This window comes from Hahella sp. CR1, assembly GCF_029813005.1.
In the GTDB taxonomy this organism is placed as follows: Bacteria; Pseudomonadota; Gammaproteobacteria; order Pseudomonadales; family Oleiphilaceae; genus Hahella.
Map to the genome: position 1 here is coordinate 24,438 of NZ_JAPELK010000012.1, position 25,396 is coordinate 49,833.

Annotated in this window: 21 protein-coding genes; 14 read left to right on the forward strand and 7 right to left on the reverse strand. The window is 54.9% G+C overall.

Going from position 1 to position 25,396, the window contains the following annotated elements:
- Positions 1-336 precede the first annotated feature (336 nt).
- Positions 337-1,347: a DUF2914 domain-containing protein gene (locus ONV78_RS24450; RefSeq protein WP_279507062.1), complete on the forward strand. Its 1,011-nt coding sequence runs from the start codon at positions 337-339 to the stop codon at positions 1,345-1,347.
- Positions 1,348-1,486: 139 nt separating this feature from the next.
- Here ONV78_RS24450 and ONV78_RS24455 read toward each other — a convergent pair whose 3' ends face one another.
- The gene (locus ONV78_RS24455) at positions 1,487-1,846 is read right to left on the reverse strand and encodes a hypothetical protein (RefSeq protein WP_127969953.1); all 360 of its coding nucleotides are present in this window, start codon (positions 1,844-1,846) and stop codon (positions 1,487-1,489) included.
- A 339-nt stretch (positions 1,847-2,185) separates the two neighbouring features.
- On the opposite strand from ONV78_RS24455, the gene ONV78_RS24460 reads away from it, so the two are divergent.
- From ONV78_RS24460 to ONV78_RS24505, 10 genes are all read left to right on the forward strand, one after another.
- Complete coding sequence (locus tag ONV78_RS24460) at positions 2,186-3,334, forward strand: efflux RND transporter periplasmic adaptor subunit (RefSeq protein WP_279507063.1); 1,149 nt, start codon at positions 2,186-2,188, stop codon at positions 3,332-3,334.
- Positions 3,334-6,507, forward strand: coding sequence for an efflux RND transporter permease subunit (locus tag ONV78_RS24465; RefSeq protein ID WP_279507064.1), 3,174 nt, complete (start codon positions 3,334-3,336; stop codon positions 6,505-6,507). Before ONV78_RS24460 ends, ONV78_RS24465 begins: the two co-directional genes overlap by 1 nt.
- 196 nt (positions 6,508-6,703) lie before the next feature.
- Positions 6,704-7,123, forward strand: coding sequence for an oxidoreductase (locus ONV78_RS24470; RefSeq protein ID WP_216738066.1), 420 nt, complete (start codon positions 6,704-6,706; stop codon positions 7,121-7,123).
- Between the two features lie 154 nt (positions 7,124-7,277).
- Positions 7,278-8,087 carry a response regulator gene (locus ONV78_RS24475; RefSeq protein WP_279507065.1) on the forward strand — a complete coding sequence of 270 codons (810 nt, stop codon included), beginning with the start codon at positions 7,278-7,280 and terminating at the stop codon, positions 8,085-8,087.
- 35 nt (positions 8,088-8,122) lie between these two features.
- Entirely contained in the window at positions 8,123-8,974 is an 852-nt protein-coding gene (locus ONV78_RS24480) for an HDOD domain-containing protein (RefSeq protein WP_216738065.1), read from the forward strand.
- A gap of 25 nt (positions 8,975-8,999) precedes the next feature.
- Positions 9,000-10,823 (forward strand): ATP-binding protein, encoded by a 1,824-nt coding sequence (locus ONV78_RS24485; protein ID WP_279507066.1) that lies wholly within the window; start codon positions 9,000-9,002, stop codon positions 10,821-10,823.
- Positions 10,820-12,163 (forward strand): HD domain-containing phosphohydrolase, encoded by a 1,344-nt coding sequence (locus tag ONV78_RS24490; protein WP_279507067.1) that lies wholly within the window; start codon positions 10,820-10,822, stop codon positions 12,161-12,163. Before ONV78_RS24485 ends, ONV78_RS24490 begins: the two co-directional genes overlap by 4 nt.
- A 12-nt stretch (positions 12,164-12,175) precedes the next feature.
- Positions 12,176-12,715, forward strand: a complete 540-nt coding sequence (locus ONV78_RS24495; protein ID WP_279507069.1) for a response regulator — start codon at positions 12,176-12,178, stop codon at positions 12,713-12,715.
- A gap of 130 nt (positions 12,716-12,845) precedes the next feature.
- The gene (locus tag ONV78_RS24500; protein WP_279507070.1) at positions 12,846-14,624 is read left to right on the forward strand and encodes an ATP-binding protein; all 1,779 of its coding nucleotides are present in this window, start codon (positions 12,846-12,848) and stop codon (positions 14,622-14,624) included.
- A 262-nt stretch (positions 14,625-14,886) separates the two neighbouring features.
- Positions 14,887-15,828 (forward strand): cation diffusion facilitator family transporter, encoded by a 942-nt coding sequence (locus ONV78_RS24505; RefSeq protein WP_216738060.1) that lies wholly within the window; start codon positions 14,887-14,889, stop codon positions 15,826-15,828.
- Positions 15,829-15,890: 62 nt separating this feature from the next.
- Here the strand turns inward: ONV78_RS24505 and ONV78_RS24510 are convergent, their stop codons facing one another.
- Both ONV78_RS24510 and narL read right to left on the reverse strand, forming a co-directional pair.
- Positions 15,891-17,021, reverse strand: coding sequence for a hypothetical protein (locus tag ONV78_RS24510; protein WP_279507071.1), 1,131 nt, complete (start codon positions 17,019-17,021; stop codon positions 15,891-15,893).
- A 96-nt stretch (positions 17,022-17,117) separates the two neighbouring features.
- Positions 17,118-17,756: a two-component system response regulator NarL gene (gene narL, locus ONV78_RS24515; RefSeq protein WP_216738058.1), complete on the reverse strand. Its 639-nt coding sequence runs from the start codon at positions 17,754-17,756 to the stop codon at positions 17,118-17,120.
- Between the two features lie 405 nt (positions 17,757-18,161).
- Between narL and ONV78_RS24520 the strand changes: the two genes are divergently transcribed.
- On the forward strand, positions 18,162-19,778 hold the full coding sequence (locus ONV78_RS24520) for an antiporter (protein WP_279507072.1): 1,617 nt from the start codon (positions 18,162-18,164) through the stop codon (positions 19,776-19,778).
- Between the two features lie 126 nt (positions 19,779-19,904).
- Here ONV78_RS24520 and ONV78_RS24525 read toward each other — a convergent pair whose 3' ends face one another.
- Both ONV78_RS24525 and ONV78_RS24530 read right to left on the reverse strand, forming a co-directional pair.
- Positions 19,905-20,492, reverse strand: a complete 588-nt coding sequence (locus tag ONV78_RS24525) for an SCO family protein (protein ID WP_279507073.1) — start codon at positions 20,490-20,492, stop codon at positions 19,905-19,907.
- A 30-nt stretch (positions 20,493-20,522) separates the two neighbouring features.
- Entirely contained in the window at positions 20,523-21,383 is an 861-nt protein-coding gene (locus ONV78_RS24530; RefSeq protein ID WP_279507074.1) for a cytochrome c oxidase assembly protein, read from the reverse strand.
- Positions 21,384-21,568: 185 nt separating this feature from the next.
- Here ONV78_RS24530 and ONV78_RS24535 point away from each other — a divergent pair, with 185 nt between their 5' ends.
- Entirely contained in the window at positions 21,569-22,621 is a 1,053-nt protein-coding gene (locus ONV78_RS24535; RefSeq protein WP_279507075.1) for a hypothetical protein, read from the forward strand.
- 66 nt (positions 22,622-22,687) lie between these two features.
- Here ONV78_RS24535 and ONV78_RS24540 read toward each other — a convergent pair whose 3' ends face one another.
- Positions 22,688-23,398 carry a phosphoadenylyl-sulfate reductase gene (locus tag ONV78_RS24540; protein ID WP_279507076.1) on the reverse strand — a complete coding sequence of 237 codons (711 nt, stop codon included), beginning with the start codon at positions 23,396-23,398 and terminating at the stop codon, positions 22,688-22,690.
- A gap of 247 nt (positions 23,399-23,645) precedes the next feature.
- Between ONV78_RS24540 and ONV78_RS24545 the strand changes: the two genes are divergently transcribed.
- Positions 23,646-24,110, forward strand: coding sequence for a hypothetical protein (locus ONV78_RS24545; RefSeq protein WP_279507077.1), 465 nt, complete (start codon positions 23,646-23,648; stop codon positions 24,108-24,110).
- A gap of 49 nt (positions 24,111-24,159) precedes the next feature.
- Here the strand turns inward: ONV78_RS24545 and ONV78_RS24550 are convergent, their stop codons facing one another.
- Positions 24,160-25,083, reverse strand: coding sequence for a hypothetical protein (locus ONV78_RS24550; protein ID WP_279507078.1), 924 nt, complete (start codon positions 25,081-25,083; stop codon positions 24,160-24,162).
- Positions 25,084-25,396 lie beyond the last annotated feature (313 nt).

Below are 25,396 nucleotides of genomic sequence, written 5' to 3' on the forward strand. Positions count from 1 at the left end.
GAGTGTGACGCCCCTCAAAAAAAGCGCCTCGGTCTGATTACGGGTTGTAAACTGTTAAATAACTTTTACAAAGCCCATGCCGGCGGACTTGCATTAGTCATGGCAAATTCCCTGTATTGAGGTCGAGAGACTAGGTCGTATGTGTGGACGTTTTATCGACAATAAGCGGTCGCTGCGTATCAATCATTAAAAAAGGGATAGGTTAGATCGAAAGCTCGCCGATCGTAGGTGACAGTAGTGTCAAATTCGGTGGCTGGGGAGTAGAATCCGAGCGCAAAATAATCAACCGCCTGTGGCTATATTAAAAAAGAACACAACCTTAGGTCGGACCCTTACATGTCGCAAAAATTAGTCATCCGAGTCAAAAATGCGGAGTCGTTGGCGGATGCGTCCGCCAAGCCGCCGCAAACCGTTACGGTTTACCATTGGAATCGCATCATCGCCGCTGGCTGCGTAGCATTCGCGCTGTTTATCGGGGCGTTTTGGGGCGTATATCGCTGGGCGTTCGCCACGCCGTTGGACGTTGCACAGACAGGTCCCGTTGCACAGAACGAACCTCCGTCTATAACGGGCGAACAGCCTGAGCAAGCGGCTGAGTCGACGTCAGTCTCTTTGGCCGCCGAAGAAGGGCGTGAAGAAAGTGTTTATGGCCGTGTAGAAATTCCGATAGATGAGCCTGTTATCGTAAACGTCGCGCCAGAGACCACGGCGGAGCCAGTCGTAGCGCCGGACCCTGTCGCACCGGAAAGCAAGCTTGAAGAGCGCGTCGTCATGGCCGAGCCAGCCGCCGCCAGCGCATTGCCAACGGCCTCAGAGCTGGAAGCGCCGCTGCAAGTACAAGAAGAGAGCAACTCTGCCGACACGACGCTTGCCCCGGAGACCGCGCCTGAAATAGACACGCTTGAGGACGTTGAGCAAGTCGAAGTCGCGCAAGACGCAGAAGAAGAGTCTGTCGATCCCACCAGGCGCAGACATCTGGAAACGGTCTCCAGCGGCGGCGAGCCGGTGAAAATCTTTTCGGACGCCATCAGTCGCGCGCAATTGACCCAGGAACTGGACGATAGCGAGCCGACCAACGCGCTCCGCAATAGCATTGTCATGAACGACGAAGGCCTGCTGCGCATCTATCTGTTTACGGAAATGACGGATATGACCGGACAGACGCTTTATCACGAATGGTATCGCGGCGATAAGCGGGTGGCGCGCATAAGAATTCGGCCGCATCGTTCGCCCATGCGCGCTTCCTCCAGTAAATTTATTGATCGGCATATGCTGGGGCAGTGGACGGTCAAAGTGACCGGACCGGAAGGCAATATATTGGCTGAAGCGGCCTTTTCGGTTAATTAGGCTGCGATTGAACGATTGAACGATTGAACGATTGAACGATTGAACGATTGAACAAATGAATGAAAGAAAGCCCGATGCAATGTCGGGCTTTCTGTTTGGATAGATAGGATAGGTAGCAGTTCGGCGTGGGCGCGGCTGCTCAGCGAGGAACCGGATTGCAATTCTTGATGACCACTTTGCCTTCCAGCATCGCGCCACGGGAATATTCCTGAAAATAACAGGTGTTGGTTTTGGGGTCGTAATTCTCAATCCACATATTGTCGTCTTTCCAGGTGGCGGCGACATGCTGCATGCCTTCGGGGACAGACAGGCTCATGGTGCCGCCCCAGCGCTTCACGAACATTTGCTGCAGATAGAAATAATAGAAGGAAGCGCAGACAACCAGAATAACGCCACTGACTACCGCGGCGGGTATCCACTGTTTAAGTTTTATGCCAAGCAGGTAAAGCGTTCCCCCGGTGAGGGCGAGGACGAAAATCCAATATATATAAGTTATCATCGTTAACTTCCAAATTTTCCTTTATCGATTTAAAGTGTGAGTCGGCGCAAACGACTAGTCCCGGTGGCGCGTTGTCAGTTCACGACTGCCAGGCTGACCGGCGCGGGCGTTGCTCCCGAAAACCCGTATACGGGCCATGCAATTAATCAAAACGTCGTATTCAGATTTACAGCGACCGCGGTGAAACTGAAACTGTAGTACGTTGCAGGGCTAAGGTTAAGCCCTTGTTTTGCATTTATAAAATATTAAGCGCAGAGCCGCCTCTCCGGCTGTCTCACCGCGGCGCGCCCGTCCGCCGTATTTCTGCGCCGCACGAGTCAAGAAATGGAGAAGACACTAATGCGCACGCGCATACCCACCTATTGGATTTCATTCGGAATTATCGTCGCATTAGCTGTCTGGCTGATGGCGGGGCCTGTGCAGACTGCTCAGACCGAAGCGCCTGAAGCGGCGAAGCAAGAGAAGGCCGCGCCGACTAAAGTGGCTTATAAAGTGGCGCAGGCTGAAACGATCAAGAAAGCATTGGAGATTCAGGGCCAGATTGATGTCTGGCGCCAGGTGAATCTGCAATCCCGTCTGGGCTCCACGGTTGAAAAAGTCGCTGCGGAACGCGGTAGTCGCGTGAATCAGGGCGACCTTTTGTTGACCCTCAGCGAAGAAGATCTGCCGGCGCAAATGGCCCAGGCCAAAGCGCAGGTGGATGTGGCGCGCAGTGAATTGAAAGCCGCCAAATCCCTGATGCAAAGAGGTCTGCAGGCGGAAACTGAACTCAAGTCGAAGCAGGCCGCCCTGGCCGGCGCGGAAGCCGCTGTCGCCAGACTGGAGCAGGACCTGAAGCACACGCGTATTCACGCGCCGTTTGCTGGCGTGATCGAAGACCGGATGGTGGAGCTGGGGCAGACTGTGCAGGAAGGCGTTACTCTGGTGCGTCTTATCGATGATCACAAATTGAAGCTGATAGGGCAGGCGCCCCAGCAACAGGTTGGGCTGATCAGCATTGGTCAGCCGGTGACGGCGCACTTGCTGAACGGTGAAACCCTGACTGGCAGAGTGTCATTTATCGCCGCCCAGGCGGACGCCAACACCCGCTCCTTTACCGTGGAAGCGGAGCTGGATAACCCGCAGCGTCTGCGTGTGGCCGGCTCCACCGCCACCTTGAACATCGACGTCGGCGATGTCATGGCCCACCGTATTTCCGCCGCTTTGTTGAGCCTGGATGAAAAAGGCCGCCTCAGTGTGGAATATCTGGATGCGGACCAGCGCATCGCCCGCACCCCGGTTGAGCGCATTCGCGCCAGCAACACGGAACTCTGGGTCAGCGGACTGCCGGAAACCGTCAAGCTCATCACCATGGGGCGCGGTTACGCCAAACTGGGTGAAAAGGTCGACGCGACGCCAGAAGAAGAGTTGCTCAAACACGATCAAGACAAAGATGAAGAGCCGGATGCGGATAGCGCCAGTCTGGCGATGAAACAAGCGGTGAACTGATGGATAAGCTCATACGTGCGACGATGGATCGCTCGCGAGCGAGCGTGATTGTATTGCTGATGTTATGGCTTGGCGGTTATTGGGCGTTTATGACCATGCCCAAAGAATCCAATCCTGACATCACTATTCCCATAATCTATGTCTCCGTATCCCATGAAGGCATCGCGCCGGAAGATGCGGAGCGCCTGTTGGCCCGTCCTCTGGAGCAGGAGCTGCGCTCTCTGGAAGGGCTGAAGGAAATGCGTTCGGTGGCGGCGGAAGGCTACGCCTCAGTGACCCTGGAGTTCCTGGCCGGTTTCGATCCGGATCAGGCGCTGACCGATGTGCGCGAAAAAGTGGATACCGCCAAAGCCAAGCTGCCGGTGGAGAGCGATGAGCCCCGCGTTGTGGAAATCAACGTGTCGCAGTTTCCGGTGCTCAACCTGAGTCTGTCCGGACCTTTCGCTGAAGATCAGCTGGTGCGCATCGCCCGGGAACTGAAACGGCATATCGAAGGCATTCCTGAGGTACTGAAAGTAGAAATTGGCGGCGACCGTGAGGATTTGCTGGAGCTGGTGGCGGATATGCAGGTGCTGGAGCGTTACGGCATCGACTATGCGCAGTTGTTCTCCCTGATCTCCAATAACAACCGTCTGGTGGCCGCAGGCAATATCGACACTGGCGCGGGTCGCATGGTGATCAAGGTGCCGGGGGTGATTGAAAACCTGCCTGACCTGTTGGGCATGCCGATCAAAATTCATGAGGGCCGCGTCATTACGTTTGGCGACGTCGCCACGGTGCAGCGCACTTTCAAAGATCCGGGCGGCTTCGCCAGAGTGGACGGCAAACCCGCCGTGGTGCTGGAAATATCCAAGCGCGCCGGCGCCAATATCATCGAAACCATTGAGACGGTGAAGGCGGTGGTCAAGATCGCGGAAGAGCGCTGGCCTTCCAGTCTCAAGGTGACCTACATCACTGACGAATCCAAGCAGATTCGCGAGATGTTGCGCGACCTGCTCAATAACGTGCTGTTTGCGGTGGTGCTGGTGTTGATCGTTATGATCGCCGCTATGGGCATGCGCCCGGCGTTGCTGGTGGGGCTGACCATTCCCGGCGCCTTCCTGGCCAGTTTGCTGGTGATCCAGGCGCTGGGCTTTACGCTCAATATCGTGGTGCTGTTCAGTCTTATTCTGGTGGCGGGCATGCTGGTGGACGGCGCCATCGTAGTGGCGGAACTGTCCGACCGTAATCTGGAAAACGGCATGTCGCGCAAAGAGGCGTATGCGCAGGCGGCCTATCGTATGGCGTGGCCGGTTATCGCCTCCACCGCCACGACGTTGGCGGTGTTCATGCCGTTGCTGTTCTGGCCGGGCATGGTGGGCGAGTTCATGAAATATCTGCCGGCGACGGTGATTGTCTGCCTTATTTCTTCGTTGCTGATGGCGCTGATTTTCATGCCGGTGCTGGGCGGCGTCTTCGGGCGCTCCAAGGCGCCGGTCAACGCTTCCAATGGGCCCAGTCGCTTCACGCACTGGTACGCCGCGGCGCTGGCGCGATTATTGGCGGCGCCCGGGAAAACGCTGCTGATGTTCCTGGCGTTGCTGACGCTGACCTATGTCGCGTACGGCCGCTACAACTACGGCGTTGAATTCTTCCCGGAAGTGGAGCCTGACTCCGCTCAGGTGCTGGTGCACGCCAGAGGCGACCTGTCGGTGTACGAAAAAGACACCATGTTGCAGAGCGTGGAGCAACGTCTGTCCGGCATGCCGGAAGTGCGGGCGCTGTATGCGCGCTCCTTCGCCATGGCGGACGGGGATATGGCGGAAGACGTCATCGGCGTCATCCGTTTTCAGTTGATCGACTGGCACGAACGCCGTCCCGCCAATCGCATATTGGAAGACATGCGCCTCCGCGCTCAGGATTTGCCGCTGAAGCTGGAGTTCCGCAAGCAGGAAGACGGCCCGGCGCAAGGCAAACCGGTCAAGGTGCGTCTCTCCGGCTCCACTGAGGAAGTGGAGGAAGCGGTGGGACAACTGCATGAGCGTCTGCTGGAGTTGGGCGGCTTTATTGACATCTCTGACAATCGCCCGCTGCCCGGCATCGAATGGCGTATCGAAGTGGATCGCGAAAAAGCCGCGCGCTATGGCGTGGATGTGGCCACCGTCGGCAACGTGGTGCAGTTGGTGACCACGGGGCTGAAACTGGCGGACTATCGTCCCGACGATGCGGAGGAAGAAGTGGATATCCGCCTGCGCGCGCCGCTGGAGCGACGCACTCTGGACGCTTTGAGCGGTCAGATGGTGAGCACCGCCATGGGGCCGGTGCCGGTCTCCAACTTCACCCGCCTGATTCCCGCGCCGAAAACCGGCACCCTGCATCGGGTGGACGGAGAGCGTTCATTGACGGTGGAAGCGGACGTGGCGGAAGGCGTGCAGGCGGACGAGCGCATTACTGCATTGAAGGAATCTCTGGCCAAACGTCCGCTGGATGATGTCATGGTGAAATTCGCCGGGGAAGACGAAGACCAGCGTGAAACCATGGTCTTCCTGGCGCAGGCTTTCCTCATCGCCATTATGCTGATGGCGCTGATTCTGGTGGTGCAGTTCAACAGCATCTATCAGGCGGCGCTGGTGTTGTCGGCTATCGTATTCTCCACCGCAGGCGTGTTGCTGGGGTTAATGATTACCGGTCGGCCGTTCGGCATCGTCATGGTGGGGCTGGGGCTGATTGCTCTGGCGGGTATTGTGGTGAACAACAATATCATCCTGATCGACACCTACAATCAGATGCGCGCATCCGGCGCGTCGCCCTACGAGGCTGCGCTGGAAACCGGGAAAGTGCGTCTGCGGCCGGTGTTGCTGACGGCGGTGACCACGGTGCTGGGGCTGATGCCCATGGTGCTGGGGGTGAATGTGGACCTGATGACGCCGTCTCTGGGCGTTGGCGGACCCTCCACCCAGTGGTGGACGGAGCTGTCCAGCGCCATCGCAGGCGGCCTGACTTTCGCCACTTTCCTGACTTTGTTGATTACGCCTTGTCTGTTGGTGATTGGTGAGAAAACCGGCGCCAGGTTGCGCTCAATTTGGCGGCGTAGATTCCGCCGTCGCGAGCAGGAGGAGGCGGGGCTTGAACCGCCGCCGGTGCGCGGTCTCAGCAACTCGCCACGACCCAAAGAGGAGATCTTCGGCAAGTGATAGATGGCTCCGGCGCGGATTAAAAACTACACTGTAAACGGCTGCCGCCTGAAATCCAGACGCGCCCTCGACGGGACATGAGGTCAGTGCGTGGGGAAGGGATAAACGCCGAAACTGCTTCGGCGTAGCTTGAGGCAGTGTAGAGCAACGCGCCGGACAACTCTGCTTGTTCGGTCTCTGTTCGCCTGGGGCCGAAATGGAAGAGAAAGAATTTTATAGGGAACTGTTCAAGGGGCTTCGCGCAGTGGCGGAGTCTGCCTTCCCAAAGCGCTGCAACACTTGTGGTCGCGTCTATGAGACAGCAGAACAATTCCTGTCTGAAACGGAAAACATCCGCAACACCCGCAGCGGCCTGAAAGAGTCCGAGGACGATGACGGCTCCATGATCGTCGAGGTGTTTCGCAATTGCGCCTGCGGCTCCACCTTGATGGACGTGTTCAATAATCGTCGCGACCTGTCCGAGGCCGGTCTCAGACGCCGCAAACGCTTCGGCGACTTCCTGGAGTTTCTGGTGGAGCAGGGCATTGACCGGGAACTGGCGCGCGACGAATTACTGAAAGTGGCGCGCGGCATGCGCAGCCATGTTCTGGAGAAAATCCGCCCGCCTAAAATCTGATCCCATCCCACGCCATTCTTCTGCAATCATCCCCTTCAGTATCGCGTCGATGAAGTTTCGTTTTCAGCGTGAAGCCCCTGGCTGACGTTTGCGCAACAGCATATCGCTACTACACTATGTGGAGAGAGTTTGGAAGGAATCAAAGAGACTGTTAGTGGAAACAGATCAGCTCCCCGACGCCCTATTACTGGTGGATGATGAAGTTAATATTCTCAGGTCCCTCACGCGCCTGTTTCGTCGCGAAGGATACCGGATCTTAACCGCCAACTCCGCGCAGGAAGGCCTCGACATACTTGCGAAGGAACCGGTGGCGGTGATTCTGTCGGATCAGCGTATGCCGGGCATGACCGGGTCGGAAATGTTCAAGGAAGTGAAGTCCCGCTATCCAGACACCATCCGGCTGATCATGAGCGGCTATACCGAGCTGGAAAGCATCACCTCCGCCATCAACGACGGCGCCGTCTACAAGTTTCTGCTCAAACCCTGGGAAGACGAAAAGCTGCTGCAGCATATCCGCGAGGCGTTTTCCATTCATGAACTGAAAAGTAAAAACGCCCGCCTGAACGAGCAGCTCAAGGAGTTGAATCGTCAGTTGGAACAGAAAGTGGAAGAGCAAAACCTGGAGTTGATACTGAATGTTCGCTCGCTGCGCGCTTCCCAGGAAATTCTTGAGCATTTACCCGTCGCCATCGTCGGCGTCTCCGATGACGGCATGATCGTCGAAGTGAACGCCGCCGCCCGCGGTCTGCTGGGAGAGGGGCTGCAGGTCGGTATGTTCGTGATGCAGGTGTTTCCGGAAAATGTATTTCACAGCTACATGGAGGCGGTGAAATCGTCAGTAGGGGAGGTCGTGCAAGTGGCGGCGGCGATAGGCGGCCAGTCCACGCATCTATTGATCAAACGTTTCAGCGGAAATTTCAACGTTTCAGGCACCGTCATGGCGATGTTGTCCGAGGAAGGATGAGCAGCGCCTTGCGGATTTAATCAGGAGAGAAGGATATGACCTGGAATGTGGAGGAGATCAAAACCAAGCTTTCCGAGCTTTCATCGCCCAATCCGGAAATTGAAGCCATCATCAAAATGATGGATGACGGCATTAGCGACCTGGGCATTATCGGTAAAAAAGTATTGGCCGACCCTGTGCTGGCGGCCCGTATTCTGCAACTCGCCAACAGTTCGTTCTACGGCTTCACCAAGGAAGTGAAGGACGTGGACATGGCCTGCGTCATTCTTGGCGCCAATACCATTCGCAATCTGATTTACACCCTGGTGGTGCTCTCCCGTTTTAACGGGCCCCGACAGGATACCCAGCTCGACTACACGCAAATCTGGCGGCACAGCCTGATGACCGCCTGTATCTCCCAGGAGTTATCCCGGCGTCAGGGCATCGACTTTCTGACCGCCTTCACCGCCGGCCTGTTCAACAATCTGGGCGTGGTGCTGATGGACTATTTTTACGGCGACGAAATTACCGAATGCGTAAAAGTCGCCCGCCAGGAGAAAAAGCATCTGGTGTCGTCGGAGCGCAGCATTCTTGGCAAAGATCATCGGGCGCTGTCCGGCATCGTCCTGGAGTGCTGGTCGTTCCCCCAGGAAATTGTGCAGGTGTTGAACGCCGGCAGTGAAATCAATACGCCCATGGCGTTGGCGGTCAGTCTGGGAGATGTACTGGCCACCAGTATTGTCGGCAATTGTATCGCCGGGGTGCAGTTGCATTGCATCGCTCCCTGCAAAGTGGAAGCGAGCGGCGTGGATATCTCAGAGGTTCCCGCCATGACCCTCAACGGTTTGAAGTTGTTCAAGGAGTTGGCGTCGGAATTTATTCCCAAAGGCAAGAAAAACGGCTCCTGAGCCCCTGTTAGATAGGATAAACGGAATGTTGCTTTATAAGGTTGTTCATGACGCTGGCGGTAACCAGGGCAATATCAGTGAGTTGCTGGAAGCGCTGTTCGCTGAAGACGAAGGCGTTTCGGTAAGCTGGATGTGGCTGGACCCGCAAAGTCAGTATATTGCGCAACACCTGCAAAGCTCGGTTATTTCATTCCGTTTCAAATGGGGAGATGAGGCGATCAGCACCCTGCGCGAAAGGGTGGAAACCTCGGAGCCCAACGCCTGGACCGAGTTTGAGCTGCCCCTGGCCAACGGCAAGACCCTGCACGGCTGGCATATCAAGATCAAACTGAGCGAGAGCGCCTCCAGCGGCATTGCCGTGTGCGCGGATGAGCGCTTCAAACTGTCCGAGAGACTGGACAGCAAACTGAGTTGGGCGATGACCACCTTGGGATTGACCCGGCGTAATGAAGTCCTGCAATACCAACTGACTGATTTACAGAAACTGATGCTGTTCCAGGTCGTATGGGCGGAGACCCTGGAATGGATCAAAGGAGTGGAGAACGAAGACGACGAGTTTTTCCGCGAGTTACTGGTGCGTCTGGAGATTGTCACCGGCGCCAGCGGTTCCGCCCTGGAGCTGCGGGGACAACGGGGCGAGCCGTCGAAATGGCTGGAGAAGGGGCTGACGCTGGCCAAGTTGAAAAGCATCGCCGCCGCTCTGGGCGACGAGTCGATTCTGGAGTCGGAAAAATCGCTGTGTCTGGGCGACCTGTCTGAAAAGTGCCAGCCGCCGGGCAGTTGCCACGAAATCGACCAGTTGAATATCTTTCCTATTCAGACCGGCGACGGCGTGTGCAAAGGCACTTTGTATCTCGCCAAGAGCAAAGGCAAACCGGTGTTTTCCCTGGCGGATGAAATGTATATCTCGCAGATGGTCAGCCAGGCGTATAGCGGCTTTGAGAAAAACGCGCTGCTGGCGGAATTGGAGAAGAGCAACCAGCAACTGGTGCTGGAGCGGCAGCAACAGGAGAAACTGATCAGTCAGCTGCAGGATACCCGGGCGCAACTGCTGCAGTCGGAGAAACTCGCCTCCATCGGGCAACTGGCGGCCGGGGTGGCGCATGAGATCAATAACCCCATCGGCTATGTCAGTTCCAACCTGACCACCCTGAATGAATACATCAGCACATTGTTTGAGCTGCTGGATGAAATCGAAGAACGTCTCGGCGGCGACAAAGCGGAAGTGAAGGCCATCTTCAAGGAACTGGAGGAGAAATACGAAACGGAATACATCCGGGGCGACGTCACCGATCTGATGAAAGAGTCCAACGAGGGCATCTATCGGGTCAAGCAGATCATTCAATCCCTGAAGGATTTCTCGCGGCCGGATACCGGTCAATTCGAGCTGGGCGACCTGAACCAGTACATCAACAAGACGCTCAACATTGTTCACAACGAGATCAAATACAAGGCGGAAGTTATCAAGGACTTTGGCGATTTGCCCAAGATCGAGATGGTGGAGTCGCAGATTGGCCAGGTGATATTGAATCTGGTGGTCAACGCCGGTCATGCGATCGAGCACAACGGCGTTATCAGAGTATCCACCAAAGTGGTGGAGGACGGCTTCATCTGCGTATCCGTGGCGGACAACGGCAGCGGCATCGCCAAAGAAAATCTGTCCAAGCTCTATGACCCTTTCTTCACCACCAAGCCGGTGGGACAGGGCACCGGACTGGGGCTGGCGCTGTCCTACGGCATCGTCAACAAACACCATGGCCGCCTGGAAGTGGAGAGCGAACTGGGGAAAGGCACGACGTTTTACGTTTATCTGCCCGTTAAGCAACCTAAACAGGGAGAGGAGCAATGACGCAAGACCTGGCTTCGCCGGATTCCGCCTCACCCGCGGCCTCTGATGCGGACGTTGATTATGTGCTGTTTGTCGACGACGAGAAGCCGATCCTCTCTTCCATTCAGCGTTTACTGCGCAAACAGGATTTTAAGTGTCTGTTTGCGGAGAGCGGGGCGGATGGGCTGAAAATTCTTGAGTCGCAGCGGGTCGATCTGGTGATCTCCGACATGCGCATGCCGAATATGGACGGCGCTCAGTTTCTGTCTCAGGTGAAGGCGCGCTGGCCCCTGACAGTGCGTATGCTGCTGACCGGCCACTCGGATATTTCCGCCACGGTGACCGCGCTTAATGAAGGCGGCATCTATCGCTACATCAGCAAGCCCTGGGATGATGAAAACCTGATTGAAGTGATTCACGAGGGCTTGCGCATAAGGCGTCTGGAGCGGGAGAAAAAACGCCTGCTTAATGTCACCCAGCAACAGAACCGGGAGCTGCAGAAGTTCAACAAGGATCTGGAAAAAATGGTCGCCGCGCGCACCGAGGAAGTGCGCCAGACTGCGGACATGCTGGAGCTGGCGTACCAGCAACTGAAAGACAGCTATGACGATTTCGTCAGGGTGTTCTCCACCTTTATCACCAGTCGCGGTTATTTGATCAAGGGCCATTCACAGAGCGTGGCGGACTTGTCGAAAACCATCGCGGAAGCCATGGCGCTGCCGGAGGCGGACGTCAAACATATCTACTACGCCGGCTTGCTGCATGAGGTGGGCAAGCTCAGTCTGTCTGACGATGTGTTGAGTCGGGCGGAAGCCAAACTGACCCGACAGGATGCGGTGGAGTATCAACGTTACCCTCTGCTGGGCGAAATGGCGCTGACGGCGATTGCGGAGCTGGAGCCGACCTCCCGCTTTATCCGCCATCATACGGAATACATGGATGGCAGCGGTTTTCCTGACAGGTTGAAAGGCGACGCCATTCCCATGGGCTCGCGCATCATCCGCGCCGTGCGCGACTTTGTGGGGCTGCAGAGCGGGCTGATGCGCACCGACGCCATGACCAAGGACGACGCCTTCAAACTGATCCAAGACAACGCCGGCAAGCGTTACGATGCCCAGGTGGTGAAACTGCTGGCGCCGCTGGTGGACAGTTATACCGGCGACGATGTGTTGCCTCACGAAGATAAGCTCGGCGTGGGAGCGCTGGTTCCCGGCATGCGGTTATCCCGGGACTTGAAAAACACCAATGGCATTCTGCTCATCGCCAAAGGCCATGTGCTGACGGAGAAAATCATCGAAAAAATGCTGTCGTTGGAGAAGTTGGAAAACCGCAAACTCAGTGTGTTCGTAATGAAAAGATAGGCGGGAGTCTATATGACTACATTGGCGATAATCGATGACGAAGAAAACGTGCTGCGCGCCATGCAGCGGATATTACGCAAGAAGCCCTGGAAGGTGCTCACCTTCAACGACCCTTATGAGGCTATCGACGCACTGAAGAAAGAGCCCGTTGATCTGGTCATTTCCGACTATCGGATGCCGGAAATCAATGGCGTGGAGTTGCTCAACGCACTCAAAGAAATACGCCCGGATGCGTTGCGCATCCTGTTGAGCGGACAAGCGGATATTGATGGCGTTACCTCGGCTATCAACGATGCGGAAATTTATCGGTTTATCTCCAAGCCCTGGTCCGACGAGGATCTGTTAATGACCCTGGAGAACGCCCTGGAGCATAACGCTTTGGTGCGGGAGAACCGCCGCCTGCTGGATCTGGTGCGGAAACAGGAAGGCGCGCTGAAGAAACAGCTGGAAGAACTACAGCGGCTGGAGGCCGCGACGCCGGGCATTACCCAGGTGAGCTGGAATGAAGACGGCAGCATCGATCTGGTGGATGAGGACTTCGACGAACTCTGACGTCGAAAAATTCGGAGCCCCTAAGCGCTCCACAGCATAAGGCGACCCCGCAAGGGAGCGCCAGGAAAAACCCGGCCGCGCGACATCCTCATGATGAGGGAGAAGTAAACGTCGTATGGATAATTAGGGCATGGATATATTGTTGAAGGCGGGCTATTTTCGCAGATTAAGACTCACCCGGCGCTTGATGGTCGCGATCGCCGGGGCGTTGCTGCTGTTTTACGGAGGCTTCGCCTTTTACACGCTGTCCAGCCTGAAGGAACAGGTGTACGAAGATTTCTACGCCCGCGCCGACTACCTCATGGAAATCGCCGTGCAGGCGAACGCCCAGAACATGTGGGATTTCGACCTGAGCAAAAGCAATCAGTTCGCCAAATCCCTGTCCAAAGATCCCATTGTCAGCGCTGTCATCTTTGAGGTGTATGACGCCGTTCAGAACGGCGGCAGCTTCTTTACCGGCAATATCGGCGGCATCGAAGAAGTACGGCAGCGCTCTCCCAGCCTGGATGTGCTGGAGCCGGAACGCAGTCGCTACGTATTTCGTCAGGAGCGGGAAGTGGTCTGGGAAAACTCGGTCATCGGCCGCGCCTATCTGTATTTCAGCGACAGTCCCGTGCAAGCCAAACTGGAAGAACAAACCGCCAGCTTTGTGCTGGCTTTACTGGGTTTTCTATTCCTCTACTTATTGGCGCTTTTCTACATTTTCAGCCACTGGTTCAGCCGGCCGTTTTTAGGCATGCATCAACTGGCCGTGAACTTGGGCGGCAGCCTGGATAAGTACCGTTGCGAGATGGAGCAGGGCGATCATAACGAGAATGCTCTGCCTGACCTGGGAAAGCTGCTGCAGCAAAGTGGTGTCGACACCCACCGGGAAGATGAGATGGGGGATTTTATCCGCGCCTTCGCCCAGGTCATGCAGGCGTTTACCGTAGTGGCGTCGGAGCTGTCGCAACGTTCGCAACATGTGAGCAAATTGAATGAAGAACTGGAGAACCGCATTCAGGAGCGCACCTGGGAATTGAAACGCGCCAACGCCAGTTTGCAGGAGTCGCTGGAGTCGTTGCAGGTGACCCAGTCGCAAATGGTGCAGCAGGAAAAGCTGGCGTCTCTGGGGCAGCTGGCGGCGGGCGTCGCCCATGAAATCAACAACCCCATCGGCTATGTCGCCAGCAATATCAACCGGCTGAAAGAGTACTATTCAGACTTCGAAAAACTGTTTCAGGTGGTGGAGGCGCACTATGACCGTGTGCCGATAGAAGTGGCGGCGGAACTGGATCGGGTGAAGGACGAGATCGACTACGACTTTCTAAAAGAGGATTTACCTGAACTCCTGCAAGATTGCCTGGAGGGCAGCCGTCGGGTGCAGGAAATCGTCGAAAACCTGAAGAACTATTCCCGTGTGGATCAGGGCGACGTTCACCTGGACTTCAATATCAACGACGTCATCACCAGCACGCTCAAACTGGTGTGGAACGAGCTGAAATATGACTGTGACGTGGAAACCGATTTGCAGAACACTGAGCTGACCTGCGGCAACCAGGGACAGATCAATCAGGTAGTCTCCAATATTCTGGTCAACGCCAGCCACGCCATTAAGGAAACGCAACGGCACGGCAAGGTGCGCATTCGCACCCACAGCGATTCGGAATGGGTGTATGCGGAAGTGTCGGATACCGGCTGCGGCATTCCCCAGGATATCGTCTGCAAGATCTTCGATCCGTTTTTCACCACCAAACCAGTAGGCAAGGGCACTGGGTTGGGGCTGAATATTTCCTATGACATCATCGTCAATAAGCATCGCGGCGACATTAAAGTGGAAAGCCGGACCGGGGTAGGATCGACGTTCATCATCAAACTGCCGATCGCCCAGCGCAAGGCGCAGCCGGAGCGTCCTTCCTCCGCCGCCTGAAGAAGATGCTTCCGTCGGGCAAATTAGGCCTATTGTCAGGCGGCAAATTTCCTTAGAATTCCATGCTTCATGAGAAAGCGGGAAACTCATCCGTTATGTCGCTTTCCTAATCCATACAAGAAATACCAGAGAGAGTCGCTCAAACATTGGTCGGCTCTCATTGCGTGTGACGCATGAAAATTTGCAACATCCATGTGGCTTAACAAGTAAGCACAGTTAGATAACTCAATACTGACAGATAAAGAAAAGGAGACCCGTACGCATGGCGTCAGGTTCTAAAAAAGTGATTTATGCGGCCTTGGTCGGCAACGCAATGGTCGCGCTCACTAAGTTTGCGGCGGCGGCCTTCACCGGCAGCTCGGCGATGTTTTCCGAAGGCGTTCACTCCGTGGTGGACACCGGTAATCAGGTGTTGTTGTTGCACGGAATGAAGCGCTCCCAGCGCCCCGCATCAGAAGATTTCCCCTTCGGACACGGTAAGGAAATTTACTTCTGGTCCTTTATTGTGGCGATCCTGATTTTCGCCCTGGGCGCGGGCATCTCCATCTACGAAGGCATTGAGCACATCCTGCATCCGCAGGTGGTGGAAAACCCGGTGGTCAACTATATCGTGCTGTCTTTGGCGATTCTTTTTGAAGGCTTTGCTTTCGTCATGGCGATCAAGGAGTTCCGCAACGCCAAAGGGCAGATGGGATACGTGGAAGCGGTGCAACGGGGCAAAGACCCCTCCATGTTTGTCGTGCTGTTTGAAGACGCCGCCGCCATGCTCGGCCTTGTGGTGGCGTTGGGGGGCATTGTGCTGGGACAGGTCACCGGCAATCCGGTTTACGATGGCGTCGCCTCGGTCATCATTGGCTGTATTCTTGGCCTGACGGCGCTGTGGCTGGCGGTGGAGACCAAAGGGCTGTTGATCGGTGAAAGCGCCAACAAGAAGGTGGTGAAAGGCATTCGTGAAATGACCCAGGCTATTCCGGGCGTGGAACATGTCAACGAAGTGCTGACCATGCACATGGGGCCTGACTTCGTACTGGTGAATATCTCGGTGGATTTCAAAGACAGCATTTCCGCCGGCGAGATTGAAACCCGCATCGCCGGCCTCGACGAACAGATCAAATCCTCCTTCCCTGAGTGCAAGCGCATTTTCGTAGAGGCGGAAAGCCGTCGTAAAAAGGCGGCCGTAGCGGCGCCGACGGTCGACGTATAACCCCATTCGATATTAGCAGCGGACCCGCATGGCTCCGCTGTTTTTACTTCTAACCTGTGCCTTTACGACTCTAATATCACACCCTGCTGGATCAGTTTTTCTCTGGCCTCTTCCTGTATCAGCAGGCAGGCGTCGGGATCGTGCAGATTCAGGGACAGAGGCGCACGGGTCAGTTTATTGCCGTAGCTCGACTTGCCTTCGAATAAGACGCCTTTCTCCGTGATCAACAAATCTTCGCCGTCAAACAAAGGGCCTTGGCCGATCGCCAACGAGCTGGGATTTTCGAAGGCGAACCAGGGTGTGGCGTAAAGTTCTGGAAAGTATTCGCGTCCCGTCGCGGGATCGGTGTATGAAGCGACATAATGCAAGCGCCCGCTGAGAAAGCTGGTCAAGGCGACGCCGCCGCAATAAGGCATGATGTCATCCACGATCGCGCCGGGCTCCCGCCAGAGAGTGACGCCCAGATTAGTTTGATAGTTGCCGTCGCGGTCAGTGACCAGAGCGGGTATGGAACCGTCGGCGTCAAACTGGAAACGCTTCACGCTGTCGCCATCGCTGATGAATAGTTGATCACCGACCACTCTGACGCCATTGGGGGAGCCGAGGCCGTGCTCTCCCGCGATCCAGTCCCGCTGGAAACCGGTGATTTGCGGCGTTCCGGCGGAACCGGCTTCAGGAAACGCCAGTGTAATGCGTGTCAGGCCGGAAGTGGCGAAGAAATTTTCATCCGCCACCAGCAATGCGCCATCCGGGGCGAAGGCCACGCCATTGGGGATCGCCAACGCATCGAATGGGTCCCGTGTATCATCCCTGCGTGTCACGAATTCGAAGCGATAGTCCGGTCGACTCAGATTGGCGGCCAGCAGGTGATTGTTGCGAATGACCAGCCAGCGCGTCTCCACACAGGACGTCAGCACCCAGTCGCCATGTTGCGCCATACCGGTGTAATTGCAGCTGTCCAGTTGTGGGGGCGAAAGCTCCGTGGGGACGTAAACGACCTCGCCATTGGCGTCCGTGTGGGTGTCGATGCGGTATATGCCTTTGCCCCCGGTCACCAGTAATTGGCCGTCCGCCGTAAACAGAATATTTTCCGCATCGGGAATGGCGACCAGGGTTTGTTTTTCCAGGCATCCGCCCAATAACGGCGGCAGGATGGCGGCGGCAATCGCAGCGCGCCAGTTGTAATGATTCATGGATTTCCTTCCTGATGATTTATTGTTGTTGGAAGGAAAATTGTCTTCGATTAACCAAGGGCGAACATCACTCAAACGAGTGGCGCGCCCGCAATGTCACGCCTTGCGATTCACCAGCCATACCGCCGCTTCGACTCGGGAGCGCATGCCCATCTTCTTGAGAATGTGCTTAACGTGGACTTTCACAGTGCCGTCGGAAATATTCAGATCGCGGGCGATAACTTTGTTGCTGTGTCCCTGCGCGATGCGGGTGAGGATCTCATATTCACGGCTGGTCAGGGTTGCGGAAGGATCGGCGGCTTCCACAGGTTTGCGCAGGGCTGAGGCGAGAATTTCCGTCAAGCGCTCGCTGATCGCCATTTTACCCAACGTCACTTGTTTGATTTTCTCCAGGATGTCTTCCGGCTCCATGTCCTTCAGCAGATAACCATCAGCGCCGGCGCGGAAACAGTTCACCACATCGGCTTCGTTATCGGACACTGTCAGCATGATGATGCGCGAGTCCACGCCGGCGGCGCGAATGGCGCGTAAGGTATCCAACCCGTCCATGCCCTGCATGTTGAGGTCCAGCAGAATCAGATCAGGCTCCAGTTCCTTCGCCTTGGCCAGCCCTTCCTCGCCGTTTTTGGCTTCGGCGACGATGTCCAGCTCATCCTCCATTTCGATCAACTGGCGGATGCCTTTGCGAAACAGGGGGTGGTCGTCCACCATCATGATCGTTGCTTTTGCGCTCATCTCAGCTTCACCTTGTCATTCTTTTCATTTATACGGCCAGCGTTATCTGACGTTTTCAGCATAACACGAACTCAGAGAAGCCCCTGCGACGGCGCGATAGGGACTTGATCCATATCAGGTTTACCAACGATGACCCTGAGCTGCGCATACCGAAGACCTACCGCTTTGGCGCCGGATTCGTCTACCTCATTGGGGGTATCTAAAGTCTTGCACAGATTCTCGGGAATCGCTCTAACTATATGAAAATAAAGAAAATGATAGCGCGATCTAAAGTCGCTTGTGAGCAGATCATCCATACGGCCCCGGTCTTAAACGCTACCCCCTCCGGAGCATTGTCGCCCCGTCTGTTTATAAAGATAGTTGAGCCGAAGATTATTATTCAGGCCCAACGCAGAGGTAAGGCATATGGCGGACATCACTGCTGGCTGGAATCCAGAGGACAGCGGGTTCTGGCAAAAAACCGGTAAGAAAGTAGCGAATCGGAATTTGTGGATATCCATTCCGAGTTTGCTGTGCGGCTTCGCCGTATGGTTGTACTGGGGCGTCATCACAGTACAGATGTTAAATCTGGGCTTTCCGTTTCAGGCGTCGGAATTGTTCACATTGATGGCGATTTCCGGTCTGACCGGCGCCACGCTGCGCATACCCAGCAGCTTTTTCATTCGCTTGTGCGGCGGTCGCAACACGATATTTTTCACCACGGCGCTGTTGATGATTCCTGCAGTCGGCGCGGGCATCGCCTTGCAAAGTAAAGACACTCCGCTATGGGTGTTTCAGGTGCTGGCGTTGCTATCTGGTCTGGGCGGCGGCAATTTCGCTTCTTCGATGTCCAACATCAGCTTTTTCTTTCCCAAGAAACAGCAAGGGTTGGCGCTGGGCCTCAACGCAGGTCTGGGTAACTTCGGCGTCACCACTATGCAGATACTGGTGCCGTTATTCATGACGTTCGGAGCCTTTGGTGCGGCCGGCGGCGACCCCATGACCCTGGTCAATCCATCCGGCACGCTAATCGGCAAGATTCCTGCGGGTTCTGAAACCTGGATTCAAAACGCAGGCTTTGTGTGGCTACTGTTCCTGGTTCCACTGGCGTTCGCTGGCTGGTTCGGCATGAACAATATTCGCACCGATGAAGTGTCGCCGGACATTGGCGGGCCTGTCGGCTCCTTCTCCAAAATCACCTTCATGCTGCTGATCGGATTCCTGACTTCCATCGCCGGACTCTGGCTGATGTTGCCTGAGTCCGCCAACGGCGCAGGGTGGGGCATCCCTAAAGAACTGGTGCTGGTGGCCGTCATCGCCGCCACGGTGTTCCTGCTCAAGCTGTTGCCGGGACAGATTCGCAGTAGTCTGAATCGTCAGTATCGTATCTTCGGCAATCGTCACACCTGGGTGATGAGCGTTATCTACACCATGACCTTCGGCAGCTTCATCGGCTACGCGGCGGCCTTTCCGCTGGCGATCAAAGTGATCTTCGGATACAGCCATGTGATGGTGGACGGGGTTATGACTCATAATACCGTTAACCCCAACGGTCCCAGCGCACTTATGTACGCCTGGATGGGGCCTTTTATTGGCGCGCTGATTCGCCCGGTGGGCGGCTGGATCTCCGATAAATTCGGCGGCGCGCTGGTCACGCAGATTTGCTCACTGGTGATGGTGGTGTGCGCTCTGGCGGTCGCCTATTACATGAGCGCGGCCTATAACTCAGCGACCCCTGAAGAGTACTTTGCGCCTTTCTTCATCTTGTTCCTGGCGCTGTTCGCGGCGTCCGGCATTGGCAACGGCTCCACTTTCCGCACCATCGCCATGGTGTTCCCGAAAGAACAGGCGGGCCCCGTACTGGGCTGGACCTCTGCAGTGGCTGCCTACGGCGCGTTCTACATTCCCCAGGTGTTCGGCGAGCAGATCAAAGCCGCCACGCCGGAATACGCGCTGATTGGTTTTGCGGTGTTCTACGCGGTATGCGTTCTGGTGAACTGGTTCTTCTATCTGCGTAAAGGCGCTGAGTTTTATAACCCTTGATTCCTGAGTCACTCCTGCGGAGTGGAGTTCCGTCCCGTCGTTCACGCAGCTGGGATGGAACTTGATCTTGGCGCGCCTTAGGGCGCGCTTTTTTATTGCGCTGAGGCAGGTTGCGGCAGATAAGGGTCAGCTTTTGAGCAGCTGGTCCAAATCCTTGGCGATCATGTCTGCGCTGAGATCATCCCGCAGCAACAGGCGAGCCTTGCCGTCCGCGTCGAACACGAATGCGGCGGAGCTGTGGGAGACCTCATAGTTGCCGGTTTCATCGGGCTTGCCATAACCGAACGCTACCCGGTAGCGTTTCGTTAGGGTCTGTAGCGCGTCCATATCGCCAGTAAGGCCAATAAACTCCGAACCGAAGGCGTCGGTATAGGCTTTGAGTTGTTCCGGCGCGTCTCTTTTGGGGTCGACGCTGACAAACAGGATATTGATGCGCTGCTGCTCGGAGGCCTCCAGTTTACTCAGTGCGGACTTCAGTCTGGCGAGGGTGGTGGGGCAGATATCTGGACAGTAGGTGTACCCGAAAAACAGGATATTGTATTTTCCAGCGAAATCCTGCTCCGACACCTGTGTGGCGTTTTCGCTCTGCAGGGAAAACTTCAGCTCCGGCAGCATGCCACCGATATCGGTCCCTGACCATTCCAATGGTTCCTGACTACAGGCGCTGGTCAGCGCCATTACGATTGCGATAAAAACGAGGCGTATCGCCGTCACGAAGGGATCTCCTTAATAGTCTCTGAAAACTCAAGCAGCGCCGGTGAGAGCGCCTGGGCTGCGTGCGCTCACCATGTCCTGGCGTCGGATATAGGATAACATCACCAAAATGGCGATAGCGCTCATCATCGCAGGCGGAATCCAGGTGATCACGCCGCCCACCATTTGGTCCGCCGCCGGCGCAATGGGAAAGGCGCGTCCGCAGATGGCGTAGATATCGTATAGGGTGGATTCCGACAGCGTAATATACGCGCCCAGCAGAATCTGGGGCACCATAATGGCCAATAAAATGATGATGCGCCAGCCAAAGGAAGGGCCTTGCTGGGGCGAAGGGTTGAGAATCAGCCACCAGAACAACAGTCCATCCAGAAACATACTCCAGTTCATCAAGTGATAGAGCTTCAAGTCCAGCATGGCGTAAAAGTGTATGGACGGCGTCAGCCAGAAAAAGATGATGCCGACGAATAAAAAAGCGGCCAGGGGAGGAAACTGTAATATCCGGTAGCCCCCCACAATCAGCCACGCGCCGGGAAGGGCGCCCCAGTTGACGTCGCGCCAGCGTTGCGGCAAACCCGCCGCCAGCACTGACCAGGGGGCCGCCAGAGCGATAAAAAACGGTCCTAGATGATGCAGCACCAGATGCTGCAGGCGATGCGCGAAAAACAGGTATTGAGCGTAGTAATCAAATTGCGTGTGCAGAACAGCGTAAGTAATCGCCACGCCGACAAAGAATGACAGAGAGCGGGCGAAACTGACAGGATGACCCGTTGCACGCAATCTGCGCATGCCGCGTATGTACAGCGTGACAGTGACCAGGGAAACTAAAACGACCGAAGGGTAAAATTCCCAGGGCGCGAGAACGGTAATCCATGTCGGAGCACTATCGGGCATGAGCGACCTTTCTGTTACACCGCCGCGTTAACGTGAGGGCGGTGGTGATTTAAGTTATTGTTATTCAATTCTGTTCGGCAGAGTCCTTGTTTTACCAGTCGCCACGAGAAATGACAATAACCGCCGCGCGGTGAAAAATACGGTACGCGCCGGCGAAATAACGATCTATATGACAGGAGTGAGTTTTGGGCGGTAACGCATTAAAAGATTACGGCGCGCAGCGCTTGTGCACCGCAGACGCTTTGCGCATAGGCGAGAAGGCGCTTCATGCTATTCAGGCATTGCGGTGTCATGACGGCGCGCCGGTGCGCGCGGAGATCGTCACGGCGTACCGGAAGAAAGAGACCTACGGCGACATTGATATTGTGGTCAGCGACGGCGTTAAACGTGATTTAGGCAATGCTTTTATGGCTGAATTACTGGGTAACGTATTGGGTGATGGCCAACCGCTGCCGTTCATCGCCAATGGCGGCGTGGCCAGTTTTGGCGCCCCGTTGGAGCAGGGCGGCGTCTTTCAGGTGGACCTGTTGTATACGCCCGCGTCTCAGTTCGATTTTGCATTGAGTTACTTTTCTTGGAACGACGCCGGCAATCTGATTGGTCGCGTCGCCCATAAAATGGGAATGAAGTTCGGCCACAATGGCTTGTGGCTACCTTTTCGGGATGGTGACTATTTGTTTACCGAAGTGCTGGTGACGCGGGATTTCGACAAGGCCGTCCGCTTTTTGGGGTTCGATATAGCTCGCTGGAAGCAGGGCTTTGACGATTTGATTCAGTTATATCAGTTTATTTCAGCTTCCAGATACTTCGACAAGAACATCTATTTGCTGGAAAACCGCAGCCACAACGCTCGCGTCCGCGACGCCAAGCGACCCACTTATACGGGCTTCCTCAACTGGCTGCGTGAGGCTTATACAGGCGAAGACTTTAAAGACTGGCCGGCGAGCAAAACCGCCTGGCTGTCGCAGATTTTCGCCGAGTTTCCTGAAGCGGAAGCTGCCTGGCGGGCTGCTGAAACGGACTTGGCTCGTCAGCGTGAGATCAAGCGGAAGTTCAACGGCGAGTTGGTCAGTGGGTTGTCAGGCCTGACAGGGACCGAGCTTGGGGCGTTGATGCAGCAGATCCGCCATAGTTTTGAGGACAAGAAAGCCTTTGATTCGTTTGTATTGAACGCATCGGAAAGTGAAATTGAAGCACTTGTGGTTGCGCAAAAGAGCGTATTGGAAGGGAGGGAATAAGGAATAAAGGGACTGAGATTCAGTGAGAGAGGCGACGATGTGGCCGTCGTCGCCTTGGCATCAGATTTACAGGTGCAGACCGCACTCCGTCTTTTCTTTACCCTGCCAGCGTCCTGCGCGTTCTTCCCCTTTACGGGTGCAGTGTTCGCAGCCGATTGAGGAGTAGCCTTCGCTCACGAGCGGGTGGAAGGGCAGGTTGTGATCGCGAATATACGCGTCGCGCTCTTCTCTGGTGACATCAATCATCGGGTTGAATTTGATAATGCCTCGGCGCTCTTCAAAAATCTGCAGGCCAGCGCGATGCTCGGTCTGCCAGCTCATCAGGCTGGATACCCATACGTCGTAGTTCTCTTTCACTTCTTCCAGCGGCTGAACCTTGTTGACGGAGCAGCACAGATCGGGGTCGGTTTCCCACAGGCGTTCGCTGACCGAATAAGCATGATGATGCCTGTCCGGTTTTACATCCTCCACATTCAACCCGTACAAGCGGGTGAGATAATCCCTGTACTCCAAGGTTTCCTTGAAGTGGAACTGAGTATCGATGAAGTGAATTCTCTGCGAGGGACGCATGCGAGAAATAATATGCAAGAAGTAAGCGGACGTGGCGGCGAAAGAAGACGTCACCAGCACCTTCTCCGGTGCGAAATCCTGATACAGGCGACGGATACGCGCTTCAAAATCAAGCGGGGCATAGGAGGCGTTCAAATCGGCGATGGCTTCGTAAGAAAGCCCTGCGCTATTGTCGCCTATGCGGGTTATCAGTTGCGCGCTGTTCATGAATCGGTCATCTCCAGACTACGGGTCATCAAGTCACGGGTTTCATGATACGGAACGAGCATAAAATTTAAAGTAATAAAAAATTCTATTGTTATGCGTTTTTGTTAATGCTGGTAGCGAAGTGGCCTGCGAACATGCGCTATCTTTGCTTAGATATAACTTGATTAGTCTAAGGTTAAGTCGCTTGTCTAATTCGTTGATTGGGCGAGTTGAGAATAGCTTGGCGCCTCCCAAAAGAGTGCTATAAATGAGTGTTGCAGATAGCTTGATAGACAGGTTTGTCGCTGCATGTGGAACGCACTGCAAGCCATACATACTGATAGAGCCGATTAATGAATTCCCAGAAAGTTGGGATGAAGACGGCTTGCGTGTTTATGTTAATGGCAAGCTTCATGAAATAGGGTGCGTAGAAGTTAATTGGAAAGTCATTTCTTATAAAGAAATGTATCGGCAGCTTAGGCATATGTTAACCGTCTCATTGGTAGGGGAGTACCCACCTTTTTTCATGTCTAGTGAAGAAACTGTAAATTGCTTTATTGAAGACTTTCTTTCACTTGTCGACGGTGGCTGCTATCTCTCTAATGCGAGATTCGTTAATGAGAACATCGAGCACAGCAATGTTTTCGAGCGTGATGATAGATTCTCTGACTTGGCTATAGTATGGATTAGCGCTGAAAGGCTCGCCGTTATCGCACATAGAGGATTCGATTAGTCATTGTGTATGGTTATATCAAAAAAGCCGCCTGGAGGCGGCTTATGACTTAGCTTTCGATGGATGATTCAACTGTATTGGTCTGCTGAATCTTTTTCTCCAACGTGTGAAAGCTGCAGATGAGTTTTATCACGTAAACGAGGTAGGCGATGCTTAGTCCCAGCAAGACTAGTGACAGCAGCCCCATGAAGATGACGGTCGCTTTGTCCGGATATCTGACGGTTACTGATATCAGGGTGATGAAAAGCCATCCGCACAGCAGGCTGATGAAGACATAGCGTACCCGGTCCGCCAGCTGCGCCTCGCGAGCATTGGCGTCGCCAAGGGCGCCTTTGACGGTTTGCGCCCAGCGGCTCAAGCTGCTGCACAACCAGAAAATATTGAATACCGGAATCGCCATCAACCAGGCCATGTATTTGGGCGAATGGGGGCGTTTGGATTCAGGAATCACCCGCCACTGGACGTATGTCATCAACATCAGTGAAACCAGTGAATAAGTGGTGGCGAACAGGTAAGTAATCAGGATGTAGATAAGCTCGTCACTTGCGCCGTACATGAATGAGGACTTTTTCGAGAAAGCCAGAATGCTGGTGTATACGCTCATGACGCTGGCTGCGGCGAGGAGGGTAAGAGTAAATCCACCCAATGCCTTGGTGGAGTCTCTAAGTCTGTCCACTCTTTCCTTTTTGAAAAGCAGAAAGCCGATGAGAGTGATCATCATTCCTTGTTGAAACCCCCCGCCAATCGCTGAATACAAGCCGAAAATGAACCTGTCGTCGCTCGTATCCAAATAAAAAGTGAAGGGAAATAGCAAGTAATAAAGTGCGCTTGCAATCAAACATACCGCCAAGGTGACGACCAGCGCGCTGCTGCGGAAGTAGCGCAGTAGAATGATGGCGGCGAGGCTGTTAAAGGTAATTGGGAAAAGATTCTGCGCCAGAATATTGGCGAACTCCACGAATGTCATATCCATAATGGCGGGCTTTCTATAGCTGATAGGTTTTAATGATAGCCGGCGAGGATAAAGGATAGCGTTTCCAAAATAAAATTTCGCATGCATGTCATAGAGTTGTGAAAAGAAATCGGGGCGTAGACTAATCAATGAAGAGATAAGAGTGGGGGGAGTTTAGAAAGGCGGAGTCCAGAAAAACAAAAAGCGCAATATCCATATTGCGCCTTTTCCATTTGATGCTTCCTTTTGCCGGTTCCTGCGGCTCTTTTGCTATCCTTGCTGCAGTCCTTTGCGGGCTTTCCTTGCCGCGTTTTCGCATCCGTTGTGGCTATAT

Excerpts from the sequence above, each read along its gene's own strand:
- ONV78_RS24450 (WP_279507062.1), top strand. The coding sequence starts at position 337 with ATGTCGCAAAAATTAGTCATCCGAGTCAAAAATGCGGAGTCGTTGGCG.
- ONV78_RS24455 (WP_127969953.1), bottom strand. The coding sequence starts at position 1,846 with ATGATAACTTATATATATTGGATTTTCGTCCTCGCCCTCACCGGGGGA.
- ONV78_RS24460 (WP_279507063.1), top strand. The coding sequence starts at position 2,186 with ATGCGCACGCGCATACCCACCTATTGGATTTCATTCGGAATTATCGTC.
- ONV78_RS24465 (WP_279507064.1), top strand. The coding sequence starts at position 3,334 with ATGGATAAGCTCATACGTGCGACGATGGATCGCTCGCGAGCGAGCGTG.
- ONV78_RS24470 (WP_216738066.1), top strand. The coding sequence starts at position 6,704 with ATGGAAGAGAAAGAATTTTATAGGGAACTGTTCAAGGGGCTTCGCGCA.
- ONV78_RS24480 (WP_216738065.1), top strand. The coding sequence starts at position 8,123 with ATGACCTGGAATGTGGAGGAGATCAAAACCAAGCTTTCCGAGCTTTCA.
- ONV78_RS24485 (WP_279507066.1), top strand. The coding sequence starts at position 9,000 with ATGTTGCTTTATAAGGTTGTTCATGACGCTGGCGGTAACCAGGGCAAT.
- ONV78_RS24490 (WP_279507067.1), top strand. The coding sequence starts at position 10,820 with ATGACGCAAGACCTGGCTTCGCCGGATTCCGCCTCACCCGCGGCCTCT.
- ONV78_RS24495 (WP_279507069.1), top strand. The coding sequence starts at position 12,176 with ATGACTACATTGGCGATAATCGATGACGAAGAAAACGTGCTGCGCGCC.
- ONV78_RS24500 (WP_279507070.1), top strand. The coding sequence starts at position 12,846 with ATGGATATATTGTTGAAGGCGGGCTATTTTCGCAGATTAAGACTCACC.
- ONV78_RS24505 (WP_216738060.1), top strand. The coding sequence starts at position 14,887 with ATGGCGTCAGGTTCTAAAAAAGTGATTTATGCGGCCTTGGTCGGCAAC.
- ONV78_RS24510 (WP_279507071.1), bottom strand. The coding sequence starts at position 17,021 with ATGAATCATTACAACTGGCGCGCTGCGATTGCCGCCGCCATCCTGCCG.
- narL (WP_216738058.1), bottom strand. The coding sequence starts at position 17,756 with ATGAGCGCAAAAGCAACGATCATGATGGTGGACGACCACCCCCTGTTT.
- ONV78_RS24520 (WP_279507072.1), top strand. The coding sequence starts at position 18,162 with ATGGCGGACATCACTGCTGGCTGGAATCCAGAGGACAGCGGGTTCTGG.
- ONV78_RS24530 (WP_279507074.1), bottom strand. The coding sequence starts at position 21,383 with ATGCCCGATAGTGCTCCGACATGGATTACCGTTCTCGCGCCCTGGGAA.
- ONV78_RS24540 (WP_279507076.1), bottom strand. The coding sequence starts at position 23,398 with ATGAACAGCGCGCAACTGATAACCCGCATAGGCGACAATAGCGCAGGG.
- ONV78_RS24545 (WP_279507077.1), top strand. The coding sequence starts at position 23,646 with ATGAGTGTTGCAGATAGCTTGATAGACAGGTTTGTCGCTGCATGTGGA.
- ONV78_RS24550 (WP_279507078.1), bottom strand. The coding sequence starts at position 25,083 with ATGGATATGACATTCGTGGAGTTCGCCAATATTCTGGCGCAGAATCTT.